Below are 26,744 nucleotides of genomic sequence, written 5' to 3' on the forward strand. Positions count from 1 at the left end.
CCTCCCTGAACCTGATATTGCTTTTGATTGATGCGGCGGCCGCTCAGGCGAGCGCGTCCTGGAGATATTGTCCCGCTGCTCGCAGCGCGTCGCGCGCGGCGGGAAGTTCGCGCGCCATGCGCAAAAAGCCATGCACGACGCCGGGGAAATGATCGAAACGATGCTTGATCCCGGCGGCGGCGAGGCGACGGCTCATGGTCAACGTGTCGTCGCAGAGCGGATCAAGCCCGGCGGCGTTGAGATAGAGCGGCGGCAGGCCTGCGAGATTGGCGCGCGAGGAAGCCGCTGTCGGATCGGGCGACGCGGCGTTCGGCCCGAGATAATTGCCCCAGTACCAGTTCATGTTGACGGTCGAGAGCAGATAGGAGCCGTCGCCGAAGGCGCGGTGGCTTTCAGATGTCGCAAGCGGCTCGTAGCAGCCATAGAACAGCGCGGCCGTGCGCGGGAGCTTCTCCTTGCGATCGCGACGCGCGAGGAGCGTGGCGAGCGCAAGATTGGCGCCGGCGGAATCACCGGCGAGCGCGATGCGGCTCGCGTCGATTTCCGCGCCCAGCCCGCCTTTCTCGACAAAGGAAAGCGCGGCGAGAATATCGTCCATCGGCGCGGGGAATGGATGCTCCGGCGCGAGCCGATAATCGACGCCGAGCACGGCGCAGCCCGATTCGATCGCCAGCCAGCGCATCGCGCCGTCATGGGTCTCGATATTGCCGAAGGTCCAGCCGCCGCCATGAACGAAGATGATCACGGGCAAAACGCCTGACGCAGGGCGATAGAGGCGCGCCGGAATCGCCTGCGGCGCAGCGGAAATCTGAAGGTCGGAAATCGTCTGCACGTCGGGGCGGCCGACATTCCAGGGCGCGGCGTTGCGATCGAACAGGGCGCGGGCGTCCGCCATGGTCATCGAACGATAGTCGACCGGCGGCGCAGCGCGCGCGGCGTCGAGGATCGGCTGCATCGCCGGATCGATGTAAGGCGTCACGAAGCGATTCTTTCCGATGAGACTTCGACGATGGTGTCGATATGCTGCGCGAGCGCTTCGGCGAGGCCTTCGCCATCGCCCGCCGCCAGTTTTTCAGTGATGATGCGATGGCGCGCGGCCGTCTGCGTGAGCGGCCGGCGATGGCGCGGCTCCCACAATTTCTGCCGATGCGAATGCAGCGTGCACCGCTTCAATATCTGTTCGAGCGCGCGCAGGCCGGCCAATCGAAAAATGGTCGCGTGATATTCGGTGTCGAGTTCGATCAGGCGATATTCGTCGCCGGCGCGTGCGGCTTGATCCATCTCGCCCTGCAGCGTCTCAAGCGCCTCGATGGCCTCCGGCGTCACCGCCTTGGCGGCGCGCAAGGCGCCGCGCGTCTCCAGTCGTTTGCGCACCGCGACGATCTCGTCGGCCTCTTCCGGGTCGAGCGGCGTGATGGTGGTGCCGCGATGGCCGGCGCGGATGACGAGACCGTCCTCCTGCAGGCGCAGAAGCGCCTCGCGGACGGCGCCCTGGCTGCAGCCAAGACTCTCCGCCAGCCCCAACTCGGTGATCCGATCGCCGGGCTTCAACTCGTTCAAGACAATCCGGCGCTTCAGCGTCGCGTAGGTCGCGTCGCGTGCGTTCACCGCATCCTCCCGTTCTTCATTATCAATATTGATAATGCCGACCGGCGCCGGGCGCAAGGAGATTCGCAGACGGCTGAAAAAGCGCCGGCCGTTTGGCTAGGCGGCGTCTGCTACCCTCATCGTCACCGCATGGCGCGCCTTGCCGCCCGGCGCCAGCGAGCGACCGGAGGCGCGCTGCGACAACTCACCTGAAAAGCCGTCGAGATCGGCATGGCCGGTCCAGCACTCCATGGAGAGGAACGGCGCGCCGGGCTTGGTCCAGAGCGCGAGATGGGGGAAATCCTCCATCTCCATGGCGACGGCCGCGCCGCGCGGCGAGCGGAATTTCAGGACCTTGCTGCGCGCATCAAAGAAGCACAGCGCATCATGCGCAAAGAGATCATGCGCAAGCGGCAGCACAGTCCCTTTCAGCGGAACCGGTCGCTGGCCGGCGCCGATGAGCCCATCCCTGGTGATATCAGAAACCGAGGCTTTTTCCTCTCGCTCGAATTCGACGCTGTGGCCGCCGCCATCACCACCATCGAACGGCCAGGGAAAGGCGGGATGGAAACCGAGCGAGTAAGGCATCGCGGCCTCGCCCGCATTTCCGATCTCGAAAGCGAGCGACAGCGTTTTCGGCGTCAGCGTCGCCACGACGTCGAATGTAAAATCGAAGGGGTAATGCGTGCGGCTGTTCTCGTTCGCAGTCAGCCTGAGACGCGCGCGATCGGGCCGCGCTTCGACAACCGAGAACTGGCTGTCGCGGGCGAAGCCATGGCGCGGCATGGGGTAAGATTGGCCGCCGACGCGCACCTTGCCGCCGGCCGACGCGCCAACAACGGGAAAGAGGATTGGCGCGCACCGATCCCACCACGCCGGATCGCCGCTCCAGAGATAGTCGCGATCGCCGATGCGCCAGACGAGCGGTTCGGCGCCGCGCAGAGAGAGCAACGCGGTCGCGTCGCCGCTGGCAAGCCGAACCACATTTTCAGAAGCAACGCGCGCATACATATCGGGAGCTCCATTTCGTCCGCGCAGGTCTATCAAGGCGCCGCGCGCCGCGACAGGCCTCGCCGCGGCGCGTCAATTTTGAGCGACCGCTGTCTCGCGCCACAGCGATCGCGACGGGTCAGGGCTTGGCATGGCCGCGATCAGCGTGCGCGCATAATCACTCTGCGGCTGCTCGAAGATCGCTTCGGTCTCGTTCTCCTCGACGAGGGTTCCGCGATAGAGCAGCGCGACGCGATCGCAGACATGGCGGATGACGCCGAGATCATGGCTGACGAAGAGATAGGTCAGCTTCAGCCGCTGCTGCAGATCGTGCAGGAGATTGAGCACCTGCGCCTGCACTGACACATCGAGCGCCGATGTCGGCTCGTCGAGAATGAGGAATTCCGGCTCCAGCGCGAGCGCCCGCGCAATGCCGATGCGCTGGCGCTGGCCGCCGGAGAATTCGTGGGGATAGCGATAGAGATGCTCGCGCCGCAGGCCGACAAGCGAGAGAAGTTCGGCGACGCGATCGGTGCGCTGGCGCGCGCTCTTGCCGACGATGTCGTGATGGATCTCCAGCGGCTCGGCGATGATGTCGCGCACCGTGAGGCGCGGATTGAGCGAGGCGTAGGGGTCCTGGAAGACGATCTGGATCTTCGCGCGCAAGGCGCGCAGCGTGCGCGGCGAGAGCGTCGCGAGGTCCTGCCCGTCATAGGAGATGCGGCCCGACGTGATCTCGTCGAGACGCAGAATGCAGCGCGTCAGCGTCGTCTTGCCTGATCCGGATTCGCCGACAAGGCCGAAGCTCTCGCCGCGATTGACCTTGATCGTCACATCCTTCAGCGCCGTGAATTCGACCGGCTTCGCGAAGGGCCGGCGCGTCGCATAGATTTTGGTGACGTGATCGACGTCGAGGATCATTCCGCCGCCCTCGCCGTCTCCTCGTAGAGCGTGCAGGCGACGCTCTGACGCGCGCCAACCTCGATCATCGGCGGAAAACGCTGTTCGCAGCGCGGCGCGGCCTGAGCGCATCGCGGCGCAAAGCGGCAGCCGTGCGGCGGCCGCAGAAGATTGGGCACGGAGCCGCCAAGCGCTGCGAGCGCGCCGCGTTTCATCTTCGCGCCGGGCACGGCGGCGAGCAGCGCGCGCGTGTAGGGATGGCGCGGCTGCGACAGAACCGCGTCGACGCTCCCCTGCTCGATGATGTTGCCGGCGTACATCACGGCGACATGGCTGCAGAGCTGCGCTACGACGCCGAGATTATGCGTGATCAGGATCACCGCGAGATTATGCCTGCGCACGAGATCGTAGAAGATGCGCAGCACCTGCGCCTGCACCGACACGTCGAGCGCCGTCGTCGGCTCATCCGCGATGAGAAGATCAGGCCGGCCGATCAAAGCGAGCGCGATCAGCACGCGCTGGCGCATGCCGCCGGAGAATTCGTGGGGATAGGAGTCGAGCCGGTTCGCCGCGTCGGGAATGCCGACGCTGTCGAGCAGCTCCGCCGCCAGCTTGCGCGCGGCGGCGCGTCGCCTGGCGCCTGACGCGGATTTGTCGAGACCGAGGATCGACGGGTCTTCTTCAGCGGCGTGCAGCGCGACATCGATCATCTGCTCGCCGATACGGAAGGACGGATTGAGATTCGTCGTCGGGTCCTGGAAGATCATGCCGATACGACGGCCGCGCAGCTTGCGCATTTCTTCTTCCGACGCCGCAAGCACATCCTTGCCCTCGAACAGGATGCGGCCCTTCATGTAGCGGGCCGGCGGCGCCGACACGAGGCGCGAGATCGACAGGCCGGTCAGCGATTTTCCGCAGCCGGTCTCACCGACGACGCCCCAGATCTGGCCGCGTTCGACAGTCAAATCAACGCCGTTGAGAACATGCGCCTCACCCTCGAAACTCTTCATCCCGAGATGGAGATCGCGGATTTCGAGAAGCGCCGTCATTGCGTCAACGCCGGGCCTTTGGGTCGAACACGTCGCGCAGACCGTCGCCCAGAAGATTGAATCCGAAGACGGCGATGAAGATGGCGAGGCCGGGGAAAATCGCCGTCCACCACTGATCCGGCATGTAGCCGCGCGCGTTCGAGAGCATCAGCCCCCATTCCGGCGTCGGCGGCTTCACGCCGATGCCGATGAAGCCGAGCGACGCGACCGTGAGAATCGCAAAGCCCATATCGAGCGACATCTTCACGATCACGGGCGTCATCACATTCGGCAGGATGTGACGCAGCAGAATGCGGCCGGCGCCGGCGCCAAGCGCGCGCGCCGCGGTGACGAACATCTCCTCCTTGCGCGCGATCACTTCGCCGCGCACGAGGCGCGCGAAGCCGGGCCACCAGGAGAGCGAGATCGCAATCACCATGTTGAGCACGCCCGGCCCGAGCGAGGCCGCCACCGCCATGGCGAGAATGAGGCTCGGCAGCGTCAGCATGAGATCGGTGAAGCGCATGAGGGCTTCATCGATCCAGCCGCCGAAATAGCCTGCGATCGAGCCGACTGCCGCGCCGACAAGCGCGCCGATCGTCACCACCGCGAGCCCCGCGAACAGCGACACGCGCGATCCCGCGATCACAAGCGACAGCACGTCCTGGCCGACCTCGTTCGTGCCGAACCAGTTCGCGAGCGACGGCGGACGGAAGCGCGCCGCGGTGTCGACCGCGCCAGCGACCTGATCGGGACGCGGAACGATCCAGGGCGACAGGATCGCCATCAGGATCAACGCCGCGACAAGAGCGAGACCGACGATGGACAGCGCGCTCTGGCCAAAGCGATAGAACGCGCGGCGCCACATCTCCTGGCGCGCGGACATCGCAGGCGCGGCTGTTACAGCCGTCGTCATGCGAGCCGAACCTTCGGATTGATCACGCCATAGAGCAGATCGACAATCAGATTGACCGCGACGAACATCATGCCGATGCAGAGCGTGACGCCGATTACGGGCATGAAGTCCTGCGTCAGGATCGACTTCGTGGCGTAGAGGCCGATGCCTGGCCAATCGAACACCGTCTCGACAAGCACAGTGCCGCCGAGCAGCCAGCCGAAATAGAGGCCGATGGTGGTCAGCGTCGCAGACGCCGCGTTGCGCAGCACATATTTCCAGATGATCAGGCGCGGCGAGAGGCCAAGCGCGCGCTCGGTCAAGACATAATCCTGCTGCAGCACCTCGATTGTCGAAGCCCGCATCATGCGCGTGATGGCCGCGAGCGGCGACAGCGACATGGCGAAGGCGGGCAAGGCGAGATGCATCAGCGAGAGCGACAGCGCGTTCCAGTCGCCGGCCGCAATCGAGTCGATCGTAAGAAAGCCTGTCAGAAGAGGCGGCGGCTCCTCGATCAGTGGGAAGCGGCCCGACAAGGGCAGCCATCCCAGCCACATCGCAAACAGCAATTGCAGCAGCAGCCCGAGGAAAAATCGCGGCATCGAGATCGCGCCGAGCGCGACTGTGCGCGAGACATAGTCGGGCCATCGGTCGCGATAGACCGCCGACGCCAACCCCACCGGAATGCCAAGCGCGACCGCGATAACCATCGCGGCGAAGACGAGTTCAAGCGTCGCCGGCAGGAACGCCCGGAGATCTTCGGCCACCGGCCGCCGCGTGAAGATCGAGACGCCCCAGTCGCCTCTCAACAGGCCCGTGGCGTAACTCCAGTATTGCGCAGCCAGAGGCCGATCGAGGCCATATTCGCGCGCATAGGCCGCAAGTTCTTCCTTCGTCGCGTTGGGGCCTGCGGCGAGGCCAACAGGGTCGCCCGGCAAAAGCCGGACGATCGCGAAGACAAGAATGGACAGCCCGATGAAGACGGGAATGACGAGAACGATGCGGCGCAGCGCGTAGCCGAGCAAAATTGTCCCCGTCAGCCTAGCGTTACTTCAGCGACAGCGGCGCGAGCTCGATCGCGTTCGAGGCGACGGGCACGAACTTCCAGTTCTGCACGCCATCGCGGAACGCCAGCTTGCGCTTCTCCAGCACGCCGAAAATATCAGCAGCGTCATCGACGACCTGTTTCTGGAATTCGAGATAAAGCGCCTTGCGCTTGTCCTCGTTCACTTCGGCGCGCGCATCTTCGATCAGCTTGTCCACCTTGGCGGTGTGATAGACCATGTTCTGCCAAGAGCCGTTATTCGCCGAATGGTATGCGGCGTAGGCGATATTGTCGGGGTCGCCGTAATTCGCGGTCTGATAGACCGGCATCAGATCGGGAGCGGTCTGCGGCGAGCGGCAGCGCGCCACCATGTCGGTCCAGAGCGTTGGCTTGATTTCGAGATCGATATTCAGCTTCTTCAGGCTGTCGAGCATGACGAGCGCCCAGCGGCGCTGCTGCTCGAGGCCGGTGACATGCACCATTTCGAGCTTGATGCCGCCAGTCGGGCTCTTGCTCTTCGCCAGATATTCCTTCGCCTTGGCGAGGTCGGTGCGCGGCACCGCAAGCTTCGGATCATGGCCGAAGATGCCGGTCGGCAGCGGGCCGATCATCAGGTCGGCGTAGCCGGCCGTGTCGAGCATCGCCTGATAGTCGAAGGCCCAGGAAATCGCGCGACGCAAATTCACATCGGCGAGCGGACCGTTCTCGGTGTTCATCTTGATCGAGAAGGTGCGGAATTCCGGCTCGATGACGGAGACGACGCCGGGCTTGTCCTTCAGCGCGTCCATGTCTTCCGACGTCAGATCAAGCGCCACATGCGCCTCGCCGCGCTGAAGCATCAGCCGCTGCGTCGCGGTTTCGCGAACGATGCGCATGATGGCGCCGGAGAGATTGCCGCCGCCAGGATTCCAAGCGTCTGCGACGCGCTCGAACTCGTATAGGCTGCCGGGCTCGGCGCGCTTGACGCGGAAGGCGCCGGAGCCGGCGATGTTGGCGCGCAGATAATTCTGCGCGTCGTCGGTTCCCTTGTTCGCCTCGATCACCTTGGGATTGGCGATCCATTGCCAGACGAGCACCTGCAGGAAGGCGACGAACGGCTTCGTCAGCTTGATCCTGACCGTGCCCTTGTCGATGACCTGCACGCTGTCGGGGCCAAGCACGCCCGACACCATCCAGGAATTGCCCTTCTTCAGGCGCAGAATGCGATCGAAATTGTATTTCACCGCATCGGCGTCAACAGGCGTTCCATCATGGAATTTCGCCTTGGGATCGAGCTTGAACACATATTCCATGCCGTCAGGCGACACGGTCCAGGACGCGGCGAGATGCGGCACCGGCTTCGGCGGATTGCCTTCGATGCGCACGAGGCTGTCATAGGTGTTCCGCATCATCAGGATCGGCGTGTAGCCGGTCGTGACATGCGGATCGAAGTTCGGAATGTCCTGCCCCGACGCCATGATCAGGACTTTGCGCGCCTGCGCGAAAGAAATGTCGGCGAACGGCGCCATGGACGCCGCAGCGGCCGCGCCGGCCATCAGCGAACGACGTGTGAAACTCATGATGCTCCCCTCACTCCAATCCTGCGCCAATTCCCCTTAGGCCCTGCGGCGCGTCAGTGCGCCGTAGGCGCCTTCTCCAGCACGAGCAATTCGAGCTCATTCAGCATGGGCCGGTTCCGGCGCCGCTGCAACTTGCGCGCCATAATCGCGCTCAGCGCCTTCGCCGGAGACATAGCCGAGCTTCACGTCGCGCGCGACAAGATCGCGCGGCCGCTCAAGCGGATCGCCATAGCCGGAGCCGCCGGCGAGTCTGACTTCAACAACGCGTGAAGAATCCTCCAGCGCGACCAGCGCGCCGGTGCCGCAATCCTGCACAAGCTTGCCGTCCCTGTCGTAGACCTTGGCATAGGGCTCGCAGCCCGCCTGGCCGCCGAACAATCCTTTCACCGGATTCTTGACGCCCTCGGGATAGGCGGAGACGAGCGTCGTCTTGCCATCGTCATGGAGCTTGCGCACGCGGCAACGCTGGCCAAGCCCGCCGCGATGGCGGCCCGGGCCGCCGCTGTCGGCGACGTAGGTCTTCTCGATGACCAGAACGGGCACGCGCGCCTCGAACAGCTCGATCGAGGTGTTGGCGGCCGAGGTCGGCCAGAGCAGGCCCGACTTGCCATCCTTGCGGTGCGAGCCGCCCTGCCCGCCACCCATGAAGAGCATGTCGGAATAGGTGCGGCCGTCGGAGTCTACGCCATAGAAATTGAACACCAGCGGCAGGCCGGTGAAAGCCTGCACGCTCTTCGGCGACGCGTCCGACAAAGCGCGGAAAATATTCGGCGCCGAATACCAGCCGGTGCGCGTGCGCAGATTGACGGACGCCGGCTTCCTCGGATTGAGGATTGATCCTTCCGGCGCCTTCACCGTGAAAGGCCGGTAGCAGCCGGCGTTGCCGCGCACATTCGGCGTCAGCATGCATTTCAAGGGATAAGTCGAATGGGCGCTCGTGTAGCTAAGCGTCGAGTTCAGCCCGCCCTGCGCCATCTGCGGCGGCGCGCCTTCGAAATCGATCTCGATCTCGTCGCCCTTCACCGTCAGCGCCAAGGGATAGCGCATCGGCGTGCCAAGCGGGTTGTTCCAGATCTCGGAGTGATAGACGCCGTCCGGCAGCGCGCGGATCGCATCGCGCATCGCCTTCTCCGACAGGCCCTGCACGACGTGAGCCAGCGCGCGCAGATCGTGCATGCCGTAATCGTCCATGAAGGACAGGAGGCGCTCGGCGCCGATCGAATTCGCGGCGACGAAGGAATGCAGGTCGCCCAGCACCTGATCGCCATCGCGGACATTCTCGCGCAGCAGTTCGACGAGCGTCGCATTGAGGCGGCCCTCCTCGAACAGCTTCATCGGCGGGATCTGGAATCCCTCTTCATAGATTTCACGCGCGCGCAGCGAATCCTTGGTGCCGCCGATGTCGGAGACGTGGCCGACCGTGCCGAGCAATCCGACAAGCTTGCCGTCGCGGAACACCGGCGTGACGATGGCGATGTCGAAGAGATGCCCGGCGCAAAGCCAGGGATCATTGGTGATCAGCACGTCGCCTTGCTTCAGCGTCTCCGAGGGATAGCGCTTCAACAGCGCCTTCACCGCGAGCGGCAGCGTGAGGTTGAACACCGGCATGGCGCGCGGACTGTGCGCCAGCGGCTCGCCATCGGGATCGAGCAATTCGCAGGCGAAATCCTGTGCTTCCGAGATCACTAGCGAGAAGGCGGTGCGGCAGATGGTGAGCCACATCTCCTCAACGACGGTGACCAGACGGCTCCACATGATCTCAAGCGAGATCGGATCGCTCTCGATGCGCTTCACCGCTTCGTCGAAGCTCATGCCCGACGCGACAATCTCGGCATGGTCGGTCGCGAAGCCGACATGGATGCGGATGTTGAGGCTGTCATCGATTTCGACGCGATCGCCCGGCGCGATGATCGTCGTCGCCTCGCGCTCCTCGATGATCGCGGGGCCGGCAAACGCGTCGCCGCCGCGCAGCGCGTAGCGATCATAGACCGGCGCATCAACGAAACCGTTCTCGAACCAGGCGCGGCGCGAGCCCTTGATCTTCGTAGCCGCGTCACCGCCGCCGGTCGCGCCTTTGAGCGAGAGTGACGGCGTTGGCCCGACGCAGCGGACGCGGAAATTGATCGCCTCCATCTCGGCGCCTTCATAGACCGAGGTGTAACGCGCGGAGTATGCCTTCACGAACGCGGCGCGGATCTCGTCGAGATGGCCATGGCCGAGCACGCCCGACGGGAATGGCACGGAGATGTCGTGCATCTGGCCGATCAGACGCATGTCGGCGGTGCGCTCGACGACGACATCCTTCTCCGCCACGCCAGCCTCGATCAGACGCTTGCGGCCTTCCGCCTCAAGCTCGGAAAGCGCTGCGTTGACCTTCGCAGCATCGAAATCCTTGCCGAACGCGGTCGGCAGCGAGCGCACGAGTTCAAAGGAGAGCGGCGCCGCGAGAAATCCCAGCGCCGAAGCCGCGCCGGACGCGGGCGGAATGATCACTTCCTTCACGCCCATGACGCGCGCCACATCGACCGCATGCGCCGGGCCGGCGCCGCCGAAGCCAACCATGGAATAGCCGCGCGGGTCCTTGCCCTTTTCGACAAGATGCACGCGCGCCGCCGCCGCCATGCCTTCGACGACGACCTTGTGGATGCCCCACGCCGCTTCTTCAGCCGAAAGGCCGAGCGGCTTTGCGACCGTCATCATCGCCTCGCGCGCCGCATCGAGATCAAGCTTCATGCGGCCGCCGAGGAAGAAGCCGGGATCGTAATAGCCGAGCACGAGATTGGCGTCGGTGACGGTCGGCTTGCTTCCGCCCATGCCGTAGCAGGCCGGGCCAGGATCGGAGCCGGCGGAATGCGGGCCGACCTTCAGCAATCCGACTTCATCGATCGCCGCGATCGAACCACCGCCGGCGCCGATCTCGATCATGTCGATAACAGGCGCCTTGATCGGCAGGCCGGAGCCTTTCTTGAAGCGGTGGACTCGTCCCGCCTCCATCATTGGCGCGATCTCGCAGCGCCCGTCCTCGATCATGCAGGCTTTCGCCGTGGTGCCGCCCATATCGAAGGAGATCACATCCTTCTTGCCCGCGAGCGCGCCGAACAAAGCCGTCGCGAGACCGCCACCGGCGGGACCGCTCTCAAGCAAGCGAATGGGGAAGTCGCGCGCCGTCTGCGGCGAGACAAGGCCGCCGGCCGAATGCATCAGGCGCAGTTCGCCCTTGAAGCCGCGCGAGGACAGCTCGCGTTCGAGCCGCCTGATGTAGCGATCCATCAGCGGCTGCACATAGGCGTTGGCGCAAGTGGTGACGCAGCGCTGATACTCCCACAATTCCGCAACCACGTCGCTCGACAGCGACAGCGGCAGATCAGGGAACATCTCGCGCGCGATGCGGCCGACGGCGCGCTCATGCTCGGGATTGCGATAGGCGTTGATGAAGCAGACGGCGATCGCCTCGCAGCCTGCATCAGCCAGCGCGCGGAGCTGACGACGCGTCGCGGCCTCGTCGAGCGCGGTCACGATGCGGCCGTCGCGATCGATGCGCTCGTTCACTTCAAGGCAGAGATCGCGCGAAACCAGCGGCTGCGGAAATTCAAGGAAGAGATCGTAGATATCGTAGCGCTGCTCGACGCCGAGTTCGAGAATGTCGCGGAAGCCCGACGTGGTGATGAGGCCAAGTTTTGCGCCCTTGCGCTCGATCACGGCGTTGGTGACGAGCGTCGTGCCATGCACCATCTCGGAAATATCGCAGAGCCTGATCCCCTCCATGGCGACGAGTTCTTCAAGCCCGATCAGCGCCGCTTCCGACGGATCATGCGGCGTCGTCAGCCGCTTGTGCAGCCTGACCGCGCTGTTGTCGCCGTCATAGAGGATGAAGTCGGTGAAGGTGCCGCCGATGTCGAAACCGATACGCCAGCGCTGAGAAGCCTTCGTCATGCCATCACCCGCCTGGACGAAACGGAAATCGGCGCCATGGCGCTCATCGAGGGCTCACGAACATCAGGGTCGTGAACAAAAAGCGGATCGCGCGTGATCGCCGCGATCTCGGCTGCGCCGGCGCGCAAGGCGCCGATGATCGTGCGCCGCTCTTCAGCGGTGATCATCGCCGCCGGGAAGGAAATGCAGAGGCTGACCTCCTCGGCCGTTTCCGGATCGCCGACGCCGACCGCAAGCGCGCCGACGCCGCGGTTCGATTCATCGTTGCTCTCGGCGTAGCCGACGCGGCGCACCATCGCGAGGCGCGACAGAAGCTCATCGAGATTCTGCGGGGCCGTCGGCGACGGCGGGATCAGCGGCGCGGAATAGAGCTGGCGCACAGCCTCGTCGCTCAACCGGGCGAGCAAGGTGCGGCCGGTCGCGCTGGCGAAGGCTTCGAGGCGGCGTCCGATCGAACTTGCGACGCGCAGCGCGTTCGTGCCGGGGATGTCTGTCACCGCGACGATGTCGAGGCCCTGCCGGCGGCTGACATAGCCGGTATGGCCGGTCTGGGCGCAGACGCGCGCCACGACTTCATGGGCGCGCACGGTGAGCGAAGAGGCGTCGCGATAGAGCCGACCGACTTCATAAAGCAGCGCGGCGGGCCGGTACTTCTTGGAGGCGCCGATCGTCTCGAGATAGCCCGCCTCCATCATACTGCGGAGAAGGCGCGAAGCGGTGCTTTTCGGCGTTCCCAGGAGCGTGGAGGTCGAGGTGACTGTGAGATAGGGGCGATCGAGGGAGAAGCAGCGAAGGACCTCCGCGGCGCTGGCGAGTGTCGTCATCTGACCGTCCAAAGTTGCAATAAATGGAACTTAAATTCCACTTATGGCAACTCTCCTAGTCGCTGCCTGTTTCGTAAGCAAGCTAAAAGAATCGGCTCGGGCGCCTGCAAAGCGGGCGCTTCGGGACCGGCAGGAGATCTGGCGTCCGGAATTTGCCCGCGCCGAAGGCGCCCTCGTGCAATTTCCCTTGTTCGGCGAACGGCGTGGACAGGGGCGCCGCCTTCCGCCAGATAGGCGCGAACAGAATGGGAGGGGCGCCCATGGCCGACGATCTCTACGCGAAAGGCATGGCGACGCGGCGCACGGTGCTTGGCGACGCCCATGTCGATCGCGCCGAAGCGAACAAGACGCCGTTCGACGCCGACTTCCAGCATTTCATCACCGAGACCGCGTGGGGCGCGGTCTGGTCGCGCCCGCATTTCAACAAGCGCGAGCGCAGTCTCGTCACGCTCGCCATTCTCGCGGCGCTCGGCCGCTGGGAGGAAGTCGCGCTGCATGTCCGCGCCACGGCGAATACCGGCGCGACGGAAGAAGACCTGAAAGAGCTGATGCTCCATGTCGCCGTTTACGCCGGCGTGCCCGCCGCCAATCACGCAATCAAGGTGGTCAAGGACACGCTGACCCAGATGAAGGCCGCGAAAACCTGAACGAGGGAGTCCGCCCATGCGCTCCTATTTTCCGCTGCCGCTGCTCTCCGAGCTTCTCGGCGACGCCGAAATCGAAGCCTGGTTCGACCCGCGAGCCGAGATCGCGGCGATGCTGGCCTTCGAGAAGGCGCTCGCCGAGGCCGAAGCTTCCGAAGGCGTGATCACGGCTGACGACGCGCGCGCGATCGTCGGCGCGATCGCACATTTCGAGCCCGATCTCGACGCGCTCGCGAAAGGCGTCGCCCATGACGGCGTCATCGTTCCCGAACTCGTGCGCCAGCTTCGCGCCGCGATCCCTGAGCCGCATCGGCGGCACGCGCATTTCGGATCGACCAGCCAGGACGTCATCGACACCGCGCTGGCGCTGCGCATGAAGGATGTGCTGCGCAAGATCGAAGCGCTGATCCATCAATTGCTGCTGCAGCTCGACTCACTGTCGGCGCGCGACGGCGCGCATCGGCTGATGGGGCATACGCGCATGCAGCGCGCGCGCGAAATCACGGCGGCGCAGAAGATCGAATCCTGGCGCGCGCCGCTCAAGCGCCATCTTGCGCGCCTGCATGAATGGCGGCCGCGCCTGTTGACGCTGCAACTCGGCGGCGCCGTCGGCAATCGCGCCGAACTTGGCGACCATGCGCAGAAGGTCGCCGACCTCATGGCCGCCGCGCTCGATCTCAATCACGCGGCCGAAGCCTGGCACACCCAGCGCGACGCAATCGTCGAATGCGGACAATGGCTCTCGCTCGTCTGCGGCCATCTCGGCAAGATCGGCGTCGACATCACGCTGATGGCGCAAAATGAACTCGCGGAAGTGCAGCTTGCGGCCGGCGGCGGCTCTTCGGCCATGCCGGAGAAGAACAATCCGGTGAAGGCTGAAATTCTTGTTACGCTCGCGCGTTACGCGGCCACGCTCGCCGGCGGATTGCATCACAGCCTCGTGCATGAGAACGAACGCTCCGGCGCCGCCTGGACGCTGGAATGGATGCTGCTGCCGCCGCTCTGCATCACGACGGGAGCGGCGCTGCGCAACGCCAGCGCGCTGCTTGCCGATATCGCCTCGATCGGCGTCGCGCGCGGATAGTCTGAATGAAGGGAAAGTGGATTCGTCTTTCGCCAGCGCGGAGATTCATCACCGATCTCAGCTATTTTGCGCGGCGCACGCCGATCGGCGTGATCAGGCGGAAAGTGAATATCGCGCCTGCCATCGCCGCGCGAAAAGCATCGCCAGCGCGCATTCCCTGGACAGTGCTGTTCGCGAAAGCCTTCAGCCTCGCGGCGCAGAACGAGCCTGAGCTGCGCCGCACCTACGCGCTGCTGCCCTGGCCGCATCTGCATCAGCTCGACATCAGCGTCGCCTCGATCATGATCGAGCGCGTGATCGATGGCGAGCGCGTGGTGCTGCCGGCGCGCATCAAGAATCCGGCGGAGCGTTCACTTACGGAGCTTGCGACGGCGCTCGATGAATTCGTCACGAAGCCCATCGAAGAGATCGACCATCTCGACACGATCCTGATGGTGTCGAAATGGCCGCTGCTGATCCGCCGCCTGCTCTGGTTCTTCGCCTTCAATATCGGACGCATGCGGCCGAATTTCTTCGGCACCTTCGGCATGTCGGTGCTCGGGCATAAATCCGCGAACATCAATTTCCCGGTCTCGCCCGTGACGAGCTTCCTGAGCTACGGGCCGTTCGAGCCGAATGGCGACGTCGAAATCACCATGTCGTTTGATCATCGCACGTTCGACGGCGCACTGATCGCGGAGACGATGGGCGTGATCGCGGAGAAGCTGAACGGGCCCCTGGCCGAAGAGCTTGCGTCGCTGGACGCGTGAGATCAGACGCGCCGGGAATATCCGCCCGGCGCGGGCCGGAGGCTCCAACCGCCCGGACGCCTTCACCTTCCTGTGCGAAACCAATAAAGTCCTGCCGATGACGTTGATGACTTCATCGGCTTCATCGGTTGTATGATTGCGACAGACCGCTGCCCGGCTCTGTCGAACTTCGGTCCCATTGACGTCAAGGTCACGCCATGGCCGGTCGCACCGCGCTCTCGACAACGCCGCCACGCATCGGCGCCTTGCTCGCTCTCGCCTTGTCGATCGCAGCGCTCGCAAGCTGGCTCCTGAACATCCCGGTGCTCGCGAGCGGCGGGCCTGGCCTGCCGCGCATGTCTGCGCCAACGGCCTCCGCGTTCCTCCTCTGCAGCGCCGCCGTGTTCGCGTTGACATTGCAAGATGACGGGAATCGGCGCCTCTATTTCGGGCGCGCGATCGTCGGATCGCTTGTCCTCCTCGTCGGTCTCTATGCGCTCCTGGATTTTGTTGCGGCGGGCGGCCTCGTCGGCGCCGCCGCGGCGTTGAAGAGCGGTTTCCTGTTTGGCCCCAATATGGGTCGAATGGCGCCGGCGACCGCGTTCAATTTCGCGATCATCGGGCTCGCCCTGCTTGTTCCACCGGGCGCCAGCGCCAGAGCGGGGACCATTTACGCAGGCCTTATCGCGCTCGGACTCGTGGTCACCGCGCTTAACCTCGTCGGTTACATCTATGGAGTGGAGGACCTCTATCGGCTCCTTCCATTCACGGCGATGGCGCTGCCGGTCGCCCTTTCATTCGCGTTCCTCTTTGCATCCGCTCTCCTCGCCAGACCGGACGCCGGCTGGATCGCGCGCATCCTGAGCAATGACAGCGGCGGCCTCGCCGCGCGGCGGCTCCTGCCGGCGGCGATCGTCTTTCCGATCATTCTCGCGGGGCTGATGGTTCTGGCCTATCGCTCGACAACATTCGACGCTCCTTTCGGATTCGCCGTGCTCGCCGTCGGCACCTCGGTGGGTCTTGGCGTCATCGTCGTCATGATCGCGGCATGGCTCACGCGATATGACGTCGAACGACATCGGAGCCAGGAGCTCCTCAACGCCATCATGGAGAACACGCCTGCGGTCGTCTACGTGAAAGACATCAGAGGGCGCTACCTCATGATGAATCGGCGCTACGCCGACATCTTTCACATCGATCGCGAGAAAACGATCGGAAAGACCGACCACGAGATCTTTCCGAAGAGCGAAGCGGACGCCTTCCGCCTCGTGGATGAGCGCGTGGCGCAAACCGACTACGCGCTCACTGTGGAAGAGGTCGCGCCGCATGACGACGGACTCCATGATTATATCTCGGTGAAGTCCCCGCTTCGCGACGAGTCAGGCCGCGTCTACGGGATTTTTGGCATCTCGACCGACATCACCGATCGCAAGCGCGCCGAGCGCGCGCTGAGCGCAAGTGAAGAGCGGACGCGCCAAATCATTGAAACCGCTCTCGATGCGGTCATCACGCTCGACCGCGCAGGCGTGATCACGGGCTGGAGCCAGCAGGCGGAGACAACATTCGGCTGGACGCGCGCCGAAGCCCTCGGTCGCCCGGCCGAGCAACTCATCATGCCCGACCGCTATCGCGACGCGCACAAGCGCGGATTGGCGCGTTATCTCGCCACCGGAGAAGCGAAAGTCCTCAACCGGCGGATCGAGATCACTGGTCTGCACCGCGACGGGCGTGAATTTCCCGTCGAGCTCTCGATCACCGCGATCCAGACTGAAGACAATGTCGCGTTCGCGGGATTCGCGCGCGATATCACCGAGCGCAAATCGGCGGAAACGAAGCTCCAGACCCAGCTCGACCGTCTCAGGCTGCTCGACCATATCACACGCGCGATCGGCCAGAGGCAGGACCTCCCCAGCATCTTTCAAGCGGTTCTCGGCAGCCTCGAAGACGGGCTGCCCGCGGATTTCGCGTGCATCGGCATGTATGACCGCGCAAAGCAGGTCGTCATCATCGATCATGTCGGCGCGAAGAGCATCGCGCTCGGACGCAAGCTTGGAATGGTCGAGCAAGCCCAGATTCCGATCGACGAAAACGGCCTTTCGCAATGCGTTCGAGGGACGCTGGTCTATGAGCCCGATATCTCGGAGGTCGACTTTCCCTTTCCGGCGCGCCTCGCCGGACAGGGCCTGCGCTCTCTCGTCATCACGCCGCTGATCGCGGAGTCGGAGGTCTTCGGCGTCCTGATCGTCGCGCGCCTGGCGAAAGAGTCCTTCACCAGCACCGATTGCGAATTCCTGCGGCAGCTTGGCGAGCATGTGGCGCTTGCGACCCATCAGACGCGCCTGAGCGAAAACCTGCAGAAGGCCTATGACGATCTCAAACAGACCCAGCAGGCGGTCATGCAGCAGGAGCGCCTGGGAGCGCTCGGCCAGATGGCGAGCGGCATCGCCCACGACATCAACAACGCGATCTCGCCCATCGCCGTCTATACGAAATCGCTGCTCGAGCGCGAACCGGACCTTTCATCACGAACGCGGGATTATCTCGAGGTCGTGCGGCGCGTGATCAACGACGTGTCGTCGACGGTCGCGCGCATGCGTGACTTCTATCGACGGGACGAGGCCGATCTTGATTTCGCGCCGCTGCGCCTCAACGACCTCGTTCCCCAGGTCGTTGAACTCACGCGCGCGCGCTGGAGCGACATGCCGCGACAACGCGGCGTCACGATCAATGTCATGACCGAACTTGAACCGAATCTTCCGCTGATCATGGGCAACGCGACGGAACTGCGCGAAGCCGCGATCAATCTCGTCTTCAACGCGGTCGATGCGATGCCCGACGGCGGAACCATCACGATAAGGACCTCCTCCTTCGCCTCTCCTGCATCGCCGAACGGGAAGCGCGTCGAATTCCTGGTCGGGGACACCGGCGTCGGCATGAATGAGAATGAGCGCGCCCGCTGTCTCGAACCGTTTTTCACGACCAAGGGCGAACGCGGCACCGGGCTCGGGCTCGCCATGGTCTACGGCGCGGCGCAGCGGCACAAGGCGGCGCTCGATATCGACAGCGCGCCGGGCAAGGGCGCGCGCATGAAGCTGGAATTCGCAGCGAGCGCGCAAACGCCCGCCGCGGCCGCCACTATCAGCTCGCGGGAAATTCAGCCGCTCAGTCTCCTGCTCGTGGATGACGACCCAGCCGTTCGCGACGCGACGCAATTCGTGCTGGAGCTCGACGGCCACAGGGTCACCGTCGCCGATGGAGGCGCCGCCGCCCTCGAAGCGTTGCGAAGCGCAAGAGACGAAGGGCGGACGTTCGATGTGGTCGTGACCGATCTCGGCATGCCCTATGTCGACGGCAGGCAGGTGGCGCGCGCGACGAAAGAGCTTCACCCCTCGACGACCGTCATTCTGGTGACCGGCTGGGGACGAAAAATGGGCGGGCGCGACGAGCCCGCCGGACATGTCGATTATGTCCTGCCCAAGCCGCTCGACCTCGATGAGATGCGCGCCGTGTTTGCGCAGAGCCGCGGCGAAGCCAATCCAAAATCGCCACGGGAAAAACGGGAGGCGGGATAATCGGCCGGCGCGCCGCAGACATTCATCGCCAAACAAAAAGCCCGCCTTCCGGCGGGCTTTATATTTTAGAGACGCAAAGCGAAATGCTTACTGCGCCGCGCCCGACATCACGCTCGCGAGCTCGATCTTCACGCCAGGCCCCATCGTCGAAGAGATCGCGATGCGCTGGATGTAGTTGCCCTTGGCGCCGGTCGGCTTGGCCTTGGACACCGCGTCAGCGAACGCCTTGATGTTCTGCACCAGCTTGTCCTCGCCGAACGAGACCTTGCCGACGGCGGAGTGAACGATGCCCGCCTTCTCCACGCGGAACTCGACCGAGCCGCCCTTCGACGCCGCGACCGCAGCCTTGACGTCCATGGTGACGGTGCCGACGCGCGGGTTCGGCATCAGGCCGCGCGGGCCCAGCACCTTACCGAGACGGCCGACGAGACCCATCATGTCGGGCGTCGCGATGCAGCGATCGAACTCGATCTTGCCGGAGTTGACGGTCTCGACGAGGTCCTCCGCGCCGACGATGTCGGCGCCGGCGGCCTTCGCCTCTTCCGCCTTCGCGCCGCGCGCGAACACGGCGACCTTCAGCGTGCGGCCCGAGCCGTTCGGCAGGTTGCACACGCCGCGCACCATCTGATCCGCATGCTTGGGATCGACGCCGAGATTCATGGCGATCTCGACGGTCTCGTCGAATTTGGCGTTGGCGCGCGCCTTCACCATCTTCACCGCCTCAGCGAGCGGATAGAGCCTGGTGCGCTCGACGCCCTCGCGGGCCTTGACGATTCTCTTGCCGGTCATCGCGTCACCCCACCACTTCCAGGCCCATGGCCCGGGCCGAGCCACGGATCATCTGCATCGCGGCCTCGACCGTGTCGCAGTTGAGATCGGGCATCTTCTTCTCGGCGATCTCGCGGATCTGGGCTGCCGTCACCTTGCCGACATTGGCGCCGCGGCCCGGCGTCTTCGAGCCGGAGGCCGGCTTCTTGCCGATCTTCAGGCCCGCCGCCTTCTTCAGGAAGAAGGTCACGGGGGGCTGCTTCATTTCGAAGGTGAAGGACCGATCCTGATAGGCGGTGATGATCACCGGGATCGGCGTGCCCTTTTCCATCTGCGCGGTCTTCGCGTTGAAGGCCTTGCAGAATTCCATGATGTTAAGACCGCGCTGACCGAGCGCGGGGCCGATGGGGGGGGCCGGATTGGCCGCGCCCGCCGGCACCTGAAGCTTCACATAGCCTGTGATCTTCTTCGCCATGATGGCTGCTCCTGTCGCCGCCCGGCAGCCTCGCCGGAACGTCGACAGCCCGCGAGCGACTTATTGAAGCCTCCCCACGGGCGGTTTGCAGGGCGTGGTGCGGCGCTTTTGCCCGGCTGGCTGACCGGAACGCCTCCCACGCGATGAGGCCCGCAGGCTCGAAAAGCCGGCAGGCGCGCGGGCCTATGACATGGATGGGGGCGGAGGGGAAGGGGTTGGGGCGACAGCCTGCCGGACGCTGCTGTCCCGACCGCACATTCCTAGAAATAGGAATATTTGACAATAGGTCTTTGTTCCTATATGATGCTCCTCAAGGTCGAAAGGAGCATCCATGTCTCTCACCGCCGCCGACATTCAGGAACTTCTCGACATCCGCGGCAACATCGTCCGGCTGAGGGCGATGATCGGCCTGCTGCGGCTCGGGCTCATGCTCAAGGCCTATAACCCCAACCAGCCGCGCGTGCCGGCGGGAAATGGCGACATTAGTGGGGAATGGACGCGGGCAGACAGCGGCTGGACGCGGGTCGCCGGTAGTACGCGTGAGTCTGGTCGCGGCGGCGCAAACGGCGGCGCGCGCTTCCAAGGCGGCGGCCCCACTCAATTTCCCGGCGCAACAGTCAGGCAGGGAGCAGAACTTGACAGCGCCACAATCGCTGCACGGATGGCGATCACCAAAGTTCAGGAGCGGGACCCGACCTGGAATCCGAGACCCCAGATCTACGAAACCATCGAAGGCGCGATTCGTGCGCGAAACGCCGAAGCTGAGGAAGCCCGCCTACGGTATCTGGATTTACTGTTTGATGCGGTAAAGCCGCGCCCCGGAGCTGAAGGCACCCCTGCTGAAAGCCCAGGACGACCTAGTGCAGCTACACAGCGCGAAATCAATCGACTGGGGGATAAAAACGGATGCAGCACGTGCGGCACGTCCACTCCAGGTACAAAAACAGGTTCTTGGGTAGGAGACCACCAAGCCCCTAACGCTTTAAATCCGCCGGGCAGAAATCAGTCATTTTTTCCACATTGCCTTGCTTGCAGCAGGTCGCAAGGAGGTATCGTTGGATCGATTTTGCGCTTGATTGGGGGAAAATGAGTTATGCTATCCGCGCATGCACTACCCAATAACGGAATCCTTTTCCTCTCCGATATCAAAGGCGGCGAACCTCCCATTGCAGATAACTATGCGACTATCCAATCGACGCCTTCGGTGATCTCATTTCCGTGTTCGCCGGCAGTCGACGGTGGAACGACTATCTTTATGGGCGTATCGGACGAATTCATTTTGCCCTACTCGCCTGTTTTTGAGGGCTTCCTTGAGACTCCGAGCCGCCGGGTCGCCGTCACCACCCCAGAGTTGGAAACTTGCCTTACTGCTTCTGTGCGGACGAGCCGCACGCGCGTACGCATCTGGATCAACAGCGAGACATGGTCCGACAAAGTCTGGATCGGGCTAGATTGACCGATGAAAGGCACCAATGTCGCATCTCGAATAATTCGGGAACGCTTCTACATCCACGTTGATCGCCGTCCGCTCCGCTCGCCGCAGGCGTGCGACGAGATCGATCGCATCGGGAGCGAGACGGGATGCCACACCTACGGAAGCCGCGATCTGCGCGCGAGGCCCGGCCGCCCCGCGATCGCAAACAGCAAGGAAACAAAATGGTAAAGGTGAATCTCAAGATCGCGCCGCCCAATTCCATGCTGCTTCTCTCTGGGCTGCGGGGCGGCGTATTGCCGGAATACGAAGATCGCCTATTCTAGTTCTCGCCTTCCCGCATTTCGTTTCGGTGCCTCATGGAAAATGACGGAGAGACTGCCGTGACAATCGAAGCTTCTTCAGAAATCAGGCCAAGCGCGCCCGCAAACTTCGATGAGATTTTGCAAACGCCGGACAAGATCGTGATGCTTTCGATGGTCGGCTGGGAAAGCCTGGCGAAGGTCGCAGTCGAAACAGAGCAAACACGCGTGCGTATCTGAGTGAATCGTCCGATCGAGCCAGATCAAGTCGTCATCGCGCTCAACTGAGTTCACTCTCTCAAAGCATCGTCCCGGCATCGACACTTTGCGACATGCTCCTCTGAAGGACTCCGCTAAATGCCAACGATCACGCGCCGCTCCATCGACGTGTCTCCGCCCAACTCGATACTCTTCATCTCCGACATCGACGGCGGAACGCCGCCGATGCCGGTGCGAGGCGCAATGATTCTCGCTTCGCCTTCTGGCGTATCGGTCGCCTGCTATCCAGAGCAGGATGGTCCGACAACCATCGTCATCGGCGCCATGAACGAAGTCGCGCTCGCCGTAGAGCCCCTCTTCGACGGGACGATCGAAACGCCGAATGGCGTTCTCATGGCCTCGACATCAGAGCTTGAGAAGCTGATGGAGGCGGAAGGCGCGAAACCTCGCGCCCATATCCGGGTCTGGACCAACCATCCCAAATGGCCAGATCAAATTATGATCGGTGTTGAGGCCGCCCTATAAGAGCGAGCACATGCAATCCGCACGCGCGCTTCCCACTCACGCGATCCTATTTCTCGAAGATGTTGAGGGCGGCGAACCGCCAATATCCGATCGCAACCCTTCAATTCGATCGACACCCTCGATGATCTCATTTCCCTGTTCGCCAGCGGTCGACGAGGGAACAGATATTATTGTAGGAGCTTCAGGCGAATTTGTTTTGCCTCATCCGCCTGTCTTTGAGGGCTTCCTTGAAACGCCGAGCCGGCGCGTCGCCGTCACGACCGCCGAACTGGAAACCTGCCTTACCGCTTCGGTGCGAACCACCCGCACGCACGTGCGCATCTGGACCAACGGCGAGACGTTTCCCGATCGAGTTTGGATCGGGCTGGACTGAACAAATAAGCAGCATTGCCGATAGGCATCGAGCAAACCTCGCCTGTCGGATAACTCATGAGCGCTTCTGCATCCATGTTGATCGCCGCTCGCTCCATGCGTCGCTAACCTACGCCGGCCGGGGGAGCCATGGCCGAGATCACTCCATCAGACGATACTTTCTTTCACAGGAGCAGCTTCGTGGGCGATCCCGCAAGTCTTTCCATCCGGCGATGGATCGCGGCGATCATGGCAATGCTGCTGCTTTTTATGTCAGCGGCTTTCGCGCAGGAGACGCCTATGTGGGCTGACTCCCGCCAGAAGCCGATGCGGCTGATCACCATCCGCTTCCCCGAAACCAAGCGCGCCGCCCTGATCGACGGAATTAAACTCTTCGCTGAGAAAAATGGTTTCGCTATCCGGCTCAGCAACGACTCGGCTCATCCCGGCGAGCTTTTTTTGCAGCTCTATCGCGGCGATATGAAGATGGTCGGCTCGACCGACCGAAGCCGATCGGAATTCGGCGTCGCGCTCTACAAGACGCCCGGAGACCCGACGCCGATGTGGGCGCTCGACCGGGCCGTCAGCCTCCTGCGCGGAATCGTTGAACAAATTCCAGACGTATATGTTTCCCAACAGATTTTGGCGACCTTTGATCCGACGCCGAAAACTCCCGACAGCCAGGCGCCGCTACGCCTGGCGCGGATCGGCGTGCTGCCGGGCGCGCGCCTCGAATTGCTCGAGCAGTTCAAGGCCTTCGCCAATGTGAACGCCTTCGCTATCCGCCTCAGCCAGACGACTCCAGATCCGGAAAATTTCGCAGTCGATATGTTTCGCGACGACATCACGATTACCGGTTCAACGCCGTTCACTGTGCGCGAGGCTGAGTTCGGGCTGTACGATACCTATGTGGTTCAGCCGGCGAAACCAGAAGCGGTCGCGCAGGTGTTCGAGGCGTTGCGGCGCGCGGTCGAAGAGGTTCCCGGCGCGACCTTTGTCGAGCGGGCGAAAGAGCGATGAGACGGGCGGGTTCCATCCTGCGATGGATCGCGGCGATCATGGCAATGCTGCTGCTTTTTATATCAGCGGCTTTCGCGCAGGAGACATCCATGTCAGCTGAAACGCGCCAGAAGCCGATGCGGCTGATCACGATCCGCTTCCCCGAAACCAGGCGCGCCGCCCTGATCGAGGGAATCAAATTCTTCGCCGACAAGAACGGCTTCGCCATCCGACTCGGCGACGACTCGGCTCATCCCAGCGAGCTTTTTCTGCAACTCTATCGCGGCGACATGAAGATGATCGGCGCGACCGACGCCCGCCGATCGGAATTCAGCATCGCTCTCTACAAGACGCCCGGAGACCCGGCGCCGATGTGGGCGCTCGACCGGGCCGTCAGCCTCCTGCGCGGAATCGTCGCGCAAATTCCAGACGTATATGTTTCCCAACAGATATTGGCGACTTATGATCCGACGCTGGGGAATCGCGACGGTCAATCGCCGCAGCGTATGGCGCGCATCAGCATACCGCCCGGGGCGCGCCTCAAGCTCCTGGGGCAATTCAAAGCTTTCGCCGAAGCCAATGCCTTCGCCATCCGCTTTAGCCAAGCGCGACCCGATCCGGAAGATTTCGTCGTCACCATCTTTCGCGATGATATCCGGATTTCAAGTTTTACGCCGTTCACTGCACGCGAAGCAGAGTTGAGGCTCCACGACACCTATATGGCGCACCCGGCGAAACCGGAAGCGGTCGCGCAAGTGTTCGAGGCGTTGCGGCGCGCGGTCGAAGAGATTCCCGGCGCGACCTTCGTCGAGCGGGCGAAAGAGCGATGAGACGGGCGGCGTCCGTCAAGCGATGGATCGCGGCGATTGTGGTGATGTCTCAGCCTTGAAACGCCGAGCCGGCGCGTCGCCGTGACGACCGCCGAATTGGAAACCTGCCTTATCGCTTCGGTGCGAACCACCCGCACGCGCGTGCGCATCTGGACCAACGGCAAGACGTTTCCAGACCGAGTCTGGATCAGGCTCGATTGAACAAGCGGCATCGCCGGCGAGGCATCGAGCAAACCTCGCCTGTCGGATAATTCATGAACGCTTCTGCATCCATGTTGATCGCCGCTCGCTCGATGTGTCGCTAATCTGCGCCGGCGCGCCGCAGCCGAAATCGCGACGCCAGACGGCTCTTTCCTCCCTCGTCGCAAGCGCGAGGCGAGATTGATCGCATCGGGCGCGAGACCGGGCGCCACATCTGCGGAAGCCGCGGTCTACGCACGAGATCTGGCCGCTCCGTGAGCGCCGACAGCAGGGAAGCAACATGGTGAAGGTGAATCTCAGGATCGCGCCGCCCCACTCCATCCTGTTTCTCTCCGGTCCGAAGGGCGGCGTGGCGGCAGAATTTGAAGATCGCCTGTTCCTGTTCTCTCCAACTTGCATTTCGTTCCGCTGCCTCATGGAACATGATGGAGAGACCGATGTGACAATCGGCGACTCCTCAGAAATCGAACAAATCACCGTACCCAACTTCGACGAGATTTTGCGGACGCCGGACAAGGTCGTGATGCTTTCGATGGTCGCATGGAAAAGCCTGACGAAAATTGCAGTCGAAACAAAGCAGACGCGCGTGCGTATCTGGGTGAATCATCCGATCGAACCGGATCAAGTCGTGATCGCTCTCAACTGAGTTCACCCTCGGCCGTCGCCCCGCGCCAGTTCTCCAAAACCCTCGCTCTGTCCCCAATCCCCGAACCATGCGATGAGGGGCGATGACAAACACCAAATCCACAACATCGGCGCCTGCCGATTCCACCCCGGCCGCGCCGGACCCGCTCTCCGAAGCCGATCAGCGGCGCGACGCCATTCTGAAACGGGCGCTCAGCAACGCTCCGAAGCAGTATGGCCCCAAGCAGGCTCTCAGGCCCGGCAAGGGCCATTCCGGCATGCGCAACAAGCCTGCGATGAGGTCTCACTGAGCGGGGAGGAAGCGGGACCTGCGTCCCGCTTCAACAGAGCCAACTGACAACGCGGCGCTTCGTCAGCGCCGCGCTATCTCACGCGCCTAAAGCGACACGACCTTCCGATACAGATGCCATGTCGCATGGCCGAGGATCGGCATCACGATCGCCAGACCTACGAAAAGCGGGATCGAGCCGAGCGCCAGCGCGACCGCCACAATCAGGCCCCAGATCGCCATGGTCTGCGGATTTTCCGCCACCGCGCGGATCGAGGTCTGAATCGCGTTGGCTACGCCAACATCGCGATCGATCAATAGCGGAAACGACACGACGCTCACGGTGAGCGCCAGCACCGCAAAGCAGAAGCCGACGAGATTGCCGATGATGATCATCATCCAGCCCTGCGGCGTGGTCAGCGTGTCGCGCAGAAATTGCACGAGCGACAGCGGCGCGCGATCGACCTCGGTTCCCATGGTGAAGGTGTAGATCGCCTGCGCGGCGACGAGCCAGCCCAGGAAGATCGCGAGCAGCACGAGGCCGACGCCGAGGATCGACACGAAGGAGTGCGAGCGCACGATGTCGAACGCATGCTTCCAGGAGAGCGGCAGGCCGTCTTCCCTGCGCCGGCTCAACTCATAAAGGCCGATGGCGGCGAAAGGCCCGATCAGCGCGAAACCCGCCGCAAGCGGAAAAACGAGATGCGTGACGCGGCCGCCCATGGAGGCGAAGCCGAGAAAGAGACCGATCACGGGATAGATGAGGCAGAGAAACACCGCATGCGTCGGTATTTCCTTAAAATCTTCATAGCCCAGACGCAGCGCATCCCTAAGATCGTCGATGCCGATGCGATGGATTGTGGGTTGCGCCGACATATTGTGGCCGTCGGCGAGCCCATGCACATTCGCCATGTGGATTTCTCCTCCACGATGCGCGAGA

Annotated in this window: 25 protein-coding genes; 12 read left to right on the forward strand and 13 right to left on the reverse strand. The window is 63.3% G+C overall.

The window, feature by feature from the left end:
• Window positions 1–43: 43 nt before the first annotated feature.
• From L8F45_RS20140 to L8F45_RS20185, 10 genes are all read right to left on the reverse strand, one after another.
• The gene (locus L8F45_RS20140; RefSeq protein ID WP_342359640.1) at window positions 44–979 is read right to left on the reverse strand and encodes an alpha/beta hydrolase; all 936 of its coding nucleotides are present in this window, start codon (window positions 977–979) and stop codon (window positions 44–46) included.
• A complete protein-coding gene (locus L8F45_RS20145) occupies window positions 976–1,608 on the reverse strand; it encodes a GntR family transcriptional regulator (RefSeq protein ID WP_342359641.1) in 633 nt (210 codons plus the stop codon). The genes L8F45_RS20140 and L8F45_RS20145 overlap by 4 nt, the downstream gene beginning before the upstream one ends.
• Window positions 1,609–1,704: 96 nt before the next feature.
• A complete protein-coding gene (locus L8F45_RS20150; RefSeq protein WP_342359642.1) occupies window positions 1,705–2,598 on the reverse strand; it encodes an aldose 1-epimerase family protein in 894 nt (297 codons plus the stop codon).
• 72 nt (window positions 2,599–2,670) lie between these two features.
• On the reverse strand, window positions 2,671–3,498 hold the full coding sequence (locus tag L8F45_RS20155; protein ID WP_342359643.1) for an ATP-binding cassette domain-containing protein: 828 nt from the start codon (window positions 3,496–3,498) through the stop codon (window positions 2,671–2,673).
• On the reverse strand, window positions 3,495–4,526 hold the full coding sequence (locus L8F45_RS20160) for an ABC transporter ATP-binding protein (protein WP_342359644.1): 1,032 nt from the start codon (window positions 4,524–4,526) through the stop codon (window positions 3,495–3,497). The genes L8F45_RS20155 and L8F45_RS20160 overlap by 4 nt, the downstream gene beginning before the upstream one ends.
• Window positions 4,527–4,530: 4 nt before the next feature.
• Window positions 4,531–5,421 carry an ABC transporter permease gene (locus L8F45_RS20165; RefSeq protein WP_342359645.1) on the reverse strand — a complete coding sequence of 297 codons (891 nt, stop codon included), beginning with the start codon at window positions 5,419–5,421 and terminating at the stop codon, window positions 4,531–4,533.
• Complete coding sequence (locus L8F45_RS20170) at window positions 5,418–6,425, reverse strand: ABC transporter permease (protein ID WP_342359646.1); 1,008 nt, start codon at window positions 6,423–6,425, stop codon at window positions 5,418–5,420. The genes L8F45_RS20165 and L8F45_RS20170 overlap by 4 nt, the downstream gene beginning before the upstream one ends.
• A gap of 22 nt (window positions 6,426–6,447) precedes the next feature.
• Complete coding sequence (locus L8F45_RS20175) at window positions 6,448–8,004, reverse strand: ABC transporter substrate-binding protein (protein ID WP_342359647.1); 1,557 nt, start codon at window positions 8,002–8,004, stop codon at window positions 6,448–6,450.
• A gap of 96 nt (window positions 8,005–8,100) precedes the next feature.
• Window positions 8,101–11,937, reverse strand: a complete 3,837-nt coding sequence (locus L8F45_RS20180) for a hydantoinase B/oxoprolinase family protein (RefSeq protein WP_342359648.1) — start codon at window positions 11,935–11,937, stop codon at window positions 8,101–8,103.
• Entirely contained in the window at window positions 11,934–12,761 is an 828-nt protein-coding gene (locus L8F45_RS20185; RefSeq protein ID WP_342359649.1) for an IclR family transcriptional regulator, read from the reverse strand. Before L8F45_RS20185 ends, L8F45_RS20180 begins: the two co-directional genes overlap by 4 nt.
• A gap of 260 nt (window positions 12,762–13,021) precedes the next feature.
• On the opposite strand from L8F45_RS20185, the gene pcaC reads away from it, so the two are divergent.
• The 4 genes from pcaC to L8F45_RS20205 all read left to right on the forward strand — a co-directional run bounded on the left by pcaC (window position 13,022) and on the right by L8F45_RS20205 (window position 18,789).
• Complete coding sequence (pcaC, locus tag L8F45_RS20190; protein ID WP_342359650.1) at window positions 13,022–13,408, forward strand: 4-carboxymuconolactone decarboxylase; 387 nt, start codon at window positions 13,022–13,024, stop codon at window positions 13,406–13,408.
• 16 nt (window positions 13,409–13,424) lie between these two features.
• Window positions 13,425–14,489 carry a 3-carboxy-cis,cis-muconate cycloisomerase gene (locus L8F45_RS20195; RefSeq protein WP_342359651.1) on the forward strand — a complete coding sequence of 355 codons (1,065 nt, stop codon included), beginning with the start codon at window positions 13,425–13,427 and terminating at the stop codon, window positions 14,487–14,489.
• A 5-nt stretch (window positions 14,490–14,494) separates the two neighbouring features.
• Window positions 14,495–15,238 carry a hypothetical protein gene (locus L8F45_RS20200; protein ID WP_342359652.1) on the forward strand — a complete coding sequence of 248 codons (744 nt, stop codon included), beginning with the start codon at window positions 14,495–14,497 and terminating at the stop codon, window positions 15,236–15,238.
• Window positions 15,239–15,435: 197 nt separating this feature from the next.
• Entirely contained in the window at window positions 15,436–18,789 is a 3,354-nt protein-coding gene (locus L8F45_RS20205) for a PAS domain S-box protein (protein WP_342359653.1), read from the forward strand.
• Window positions 18,790–18,876: 87 nt separating this feature from the next.
• On the opposite strand, the gene rplA is transcribed toward L8F45_RS20205, so the two are convergent.
• Together rplA and rplK are read right to left on the reverse strand one after the other, a co-directional pair.
• Window positions 18,877–19,578: a 50S ribosomal protein L1 gene (gene rplA, locus L8F45_RS20210; protein WP_342359654.1), complete on the reverse strand. Its 702-nt coding sequence runs from the start codon at window positions 19,576–19,578 to the stop codon at window positions 18,877–18,879.
• Window positions 19,579–19,582: 4 nt separating this feature from the next.
• A complete protein-coding gene (gene rplK, locus L8F45_RS20215) occupies window positions 19,583–20,032 on the reverse strand; it encodes a 50S ribosomal protein L11 (protein WP_342359655.1) in 450 nt (149 codons plus the stop codon).
• A 331-nt stretch (window positions 20,033–20,363) separates the two neighbouring features.
• Here rplK and L8F45_RS20220 point away from each other — a divergent pair, with 331 nt between their 5' ends.
• The 8 genes from L8F45_RS20220 (at window position 20,364) to L8F45_RS20255 (ending at window position 25,826) form a co-directional block, all read left to right on the forward strand.
• On the forward strand, window positions 20,364–21,122 hold the full coding sequence (locus tag L8F45_RS20220; RefSeq protein WP_342359656.1) for a hypothetical protein: 759 nt from the start codon (window positions 20,364–20,366) through the stop codon (window positions 21,120–21,122).
• A gap of 701 nt (window positions 21,123–21,823) precedes the next feature.
• Complete coding sequence (locus L8F45_RS20225; protein ID WP_342359657.1) at window positions 21,824–22,006, forward strand: hypothetical protein; 183 nt, start codon at window positions 21,824–21,826, stop codon at window positions 22,004–22,006.
• A gap of 117 nt (window positions 22,007–22,123) precedes the next feature.
• The gene (locus L8F45_RS20230) at window positions 22,124–22,510 is read left to right on the forward strand and encodes a hypothetical protein (RefSeq protein WP_342359658.1); all 387 of its coding nucleotides are present in this window, start codon (window positions 22,124–22,126) and stop codon (window positions 22,508–22,510) included.
• A gap of 10 nt (window positions 22,511–22,520) precedes the next feature.
• Window positions 22,521–22,883 (forward strand): hypothetical protein, encoded by a 363-nt coding sequence (locus tag L8F45_RS20235; RefSeq protein WP_342359659.1) that lies wholly within the window; start codon window positions 22,521–22,523, stop codon window positions 22,881–22,883.
• A gap of 278 nt (window positions 22,884–23,161) precedes the next feature.
• Window positions 23,162–23,881 (forward strand): hypothetical protein, encoded by a 720-nt coding sequence (locus L8F45_RS20240; RefSeq protein ID WP_342359660.1) that lies wholly within the window; start codon window positions 23,162–23,164, stop codon window positions 23,879–23,881.
• An 89-nt stretch (window positions 23,882–23,970) separates the two neighbouring features.
• Complete coding sequence (locus L8F45_RS20245; RefSeq protein WP_342359661.1) at window positions 23,971–24,690, forward strand: hypothetical protein; 720 nt, start codon at window positions 23,971–23,973, stop codon at window positions 24,688–24,690.
• A gap of 481 nt (window positions 24,691–25,171) precedes the next feature.
• On the forward strand, window positions 25,172–25,537 hold the full coding sequence (locus tag L8F45_RS20250) for a hypothetical protein (protein ID WP_342359662.1): 366 nt from the start codon (window positions 25,172–25,174) through the stop codon (window positions 25,535–25,537).
• Window positions 25,538–25,619: 82 nt separating this feature from the next.
• Window positions 25,620–25,826, forward strand: coding sequence for a hypothetical protein (locus L8F45_RS20255; RefSeq protein ID WP_342359663.1), 207 nt, complete (start codon window positions 25,620–25,622; stop codon window positions 25,824–25,826).
• A gap of 86 nt (window positions 25,827–25,912) precedes the next feature.
• Here the strand turns inward: L8F45_RS20255 and L8F45_RS20260 are convergent, their stop codons facing one another.
• Window positions 25,913–26,716: a DUF2189 domain-containing protein gene (locus L8F45_RS20260; RefSeq protein WP_342363514.1), complete on the reverse strand. Its 804-nt coding sequence runs from the start codon at window positions 26,714–26,716 to the stop codon at window positions 25,913–25,915.
• Between the last annotated feature and the right edge of the window lie 28 nt (window positions 26,717–26,744).

The organism is Terrirubrum flagellatum (assembly GCF_022059845.1).
In the GTDB taxonomy this organism is placed as follows: domain Bacteria; phylum Pseudomonadota; class Alphaproteobacteria; order Rhizobiales; family Beijerinckiaceae; genus Terrirubrum; species Terrirubrum flagellatum.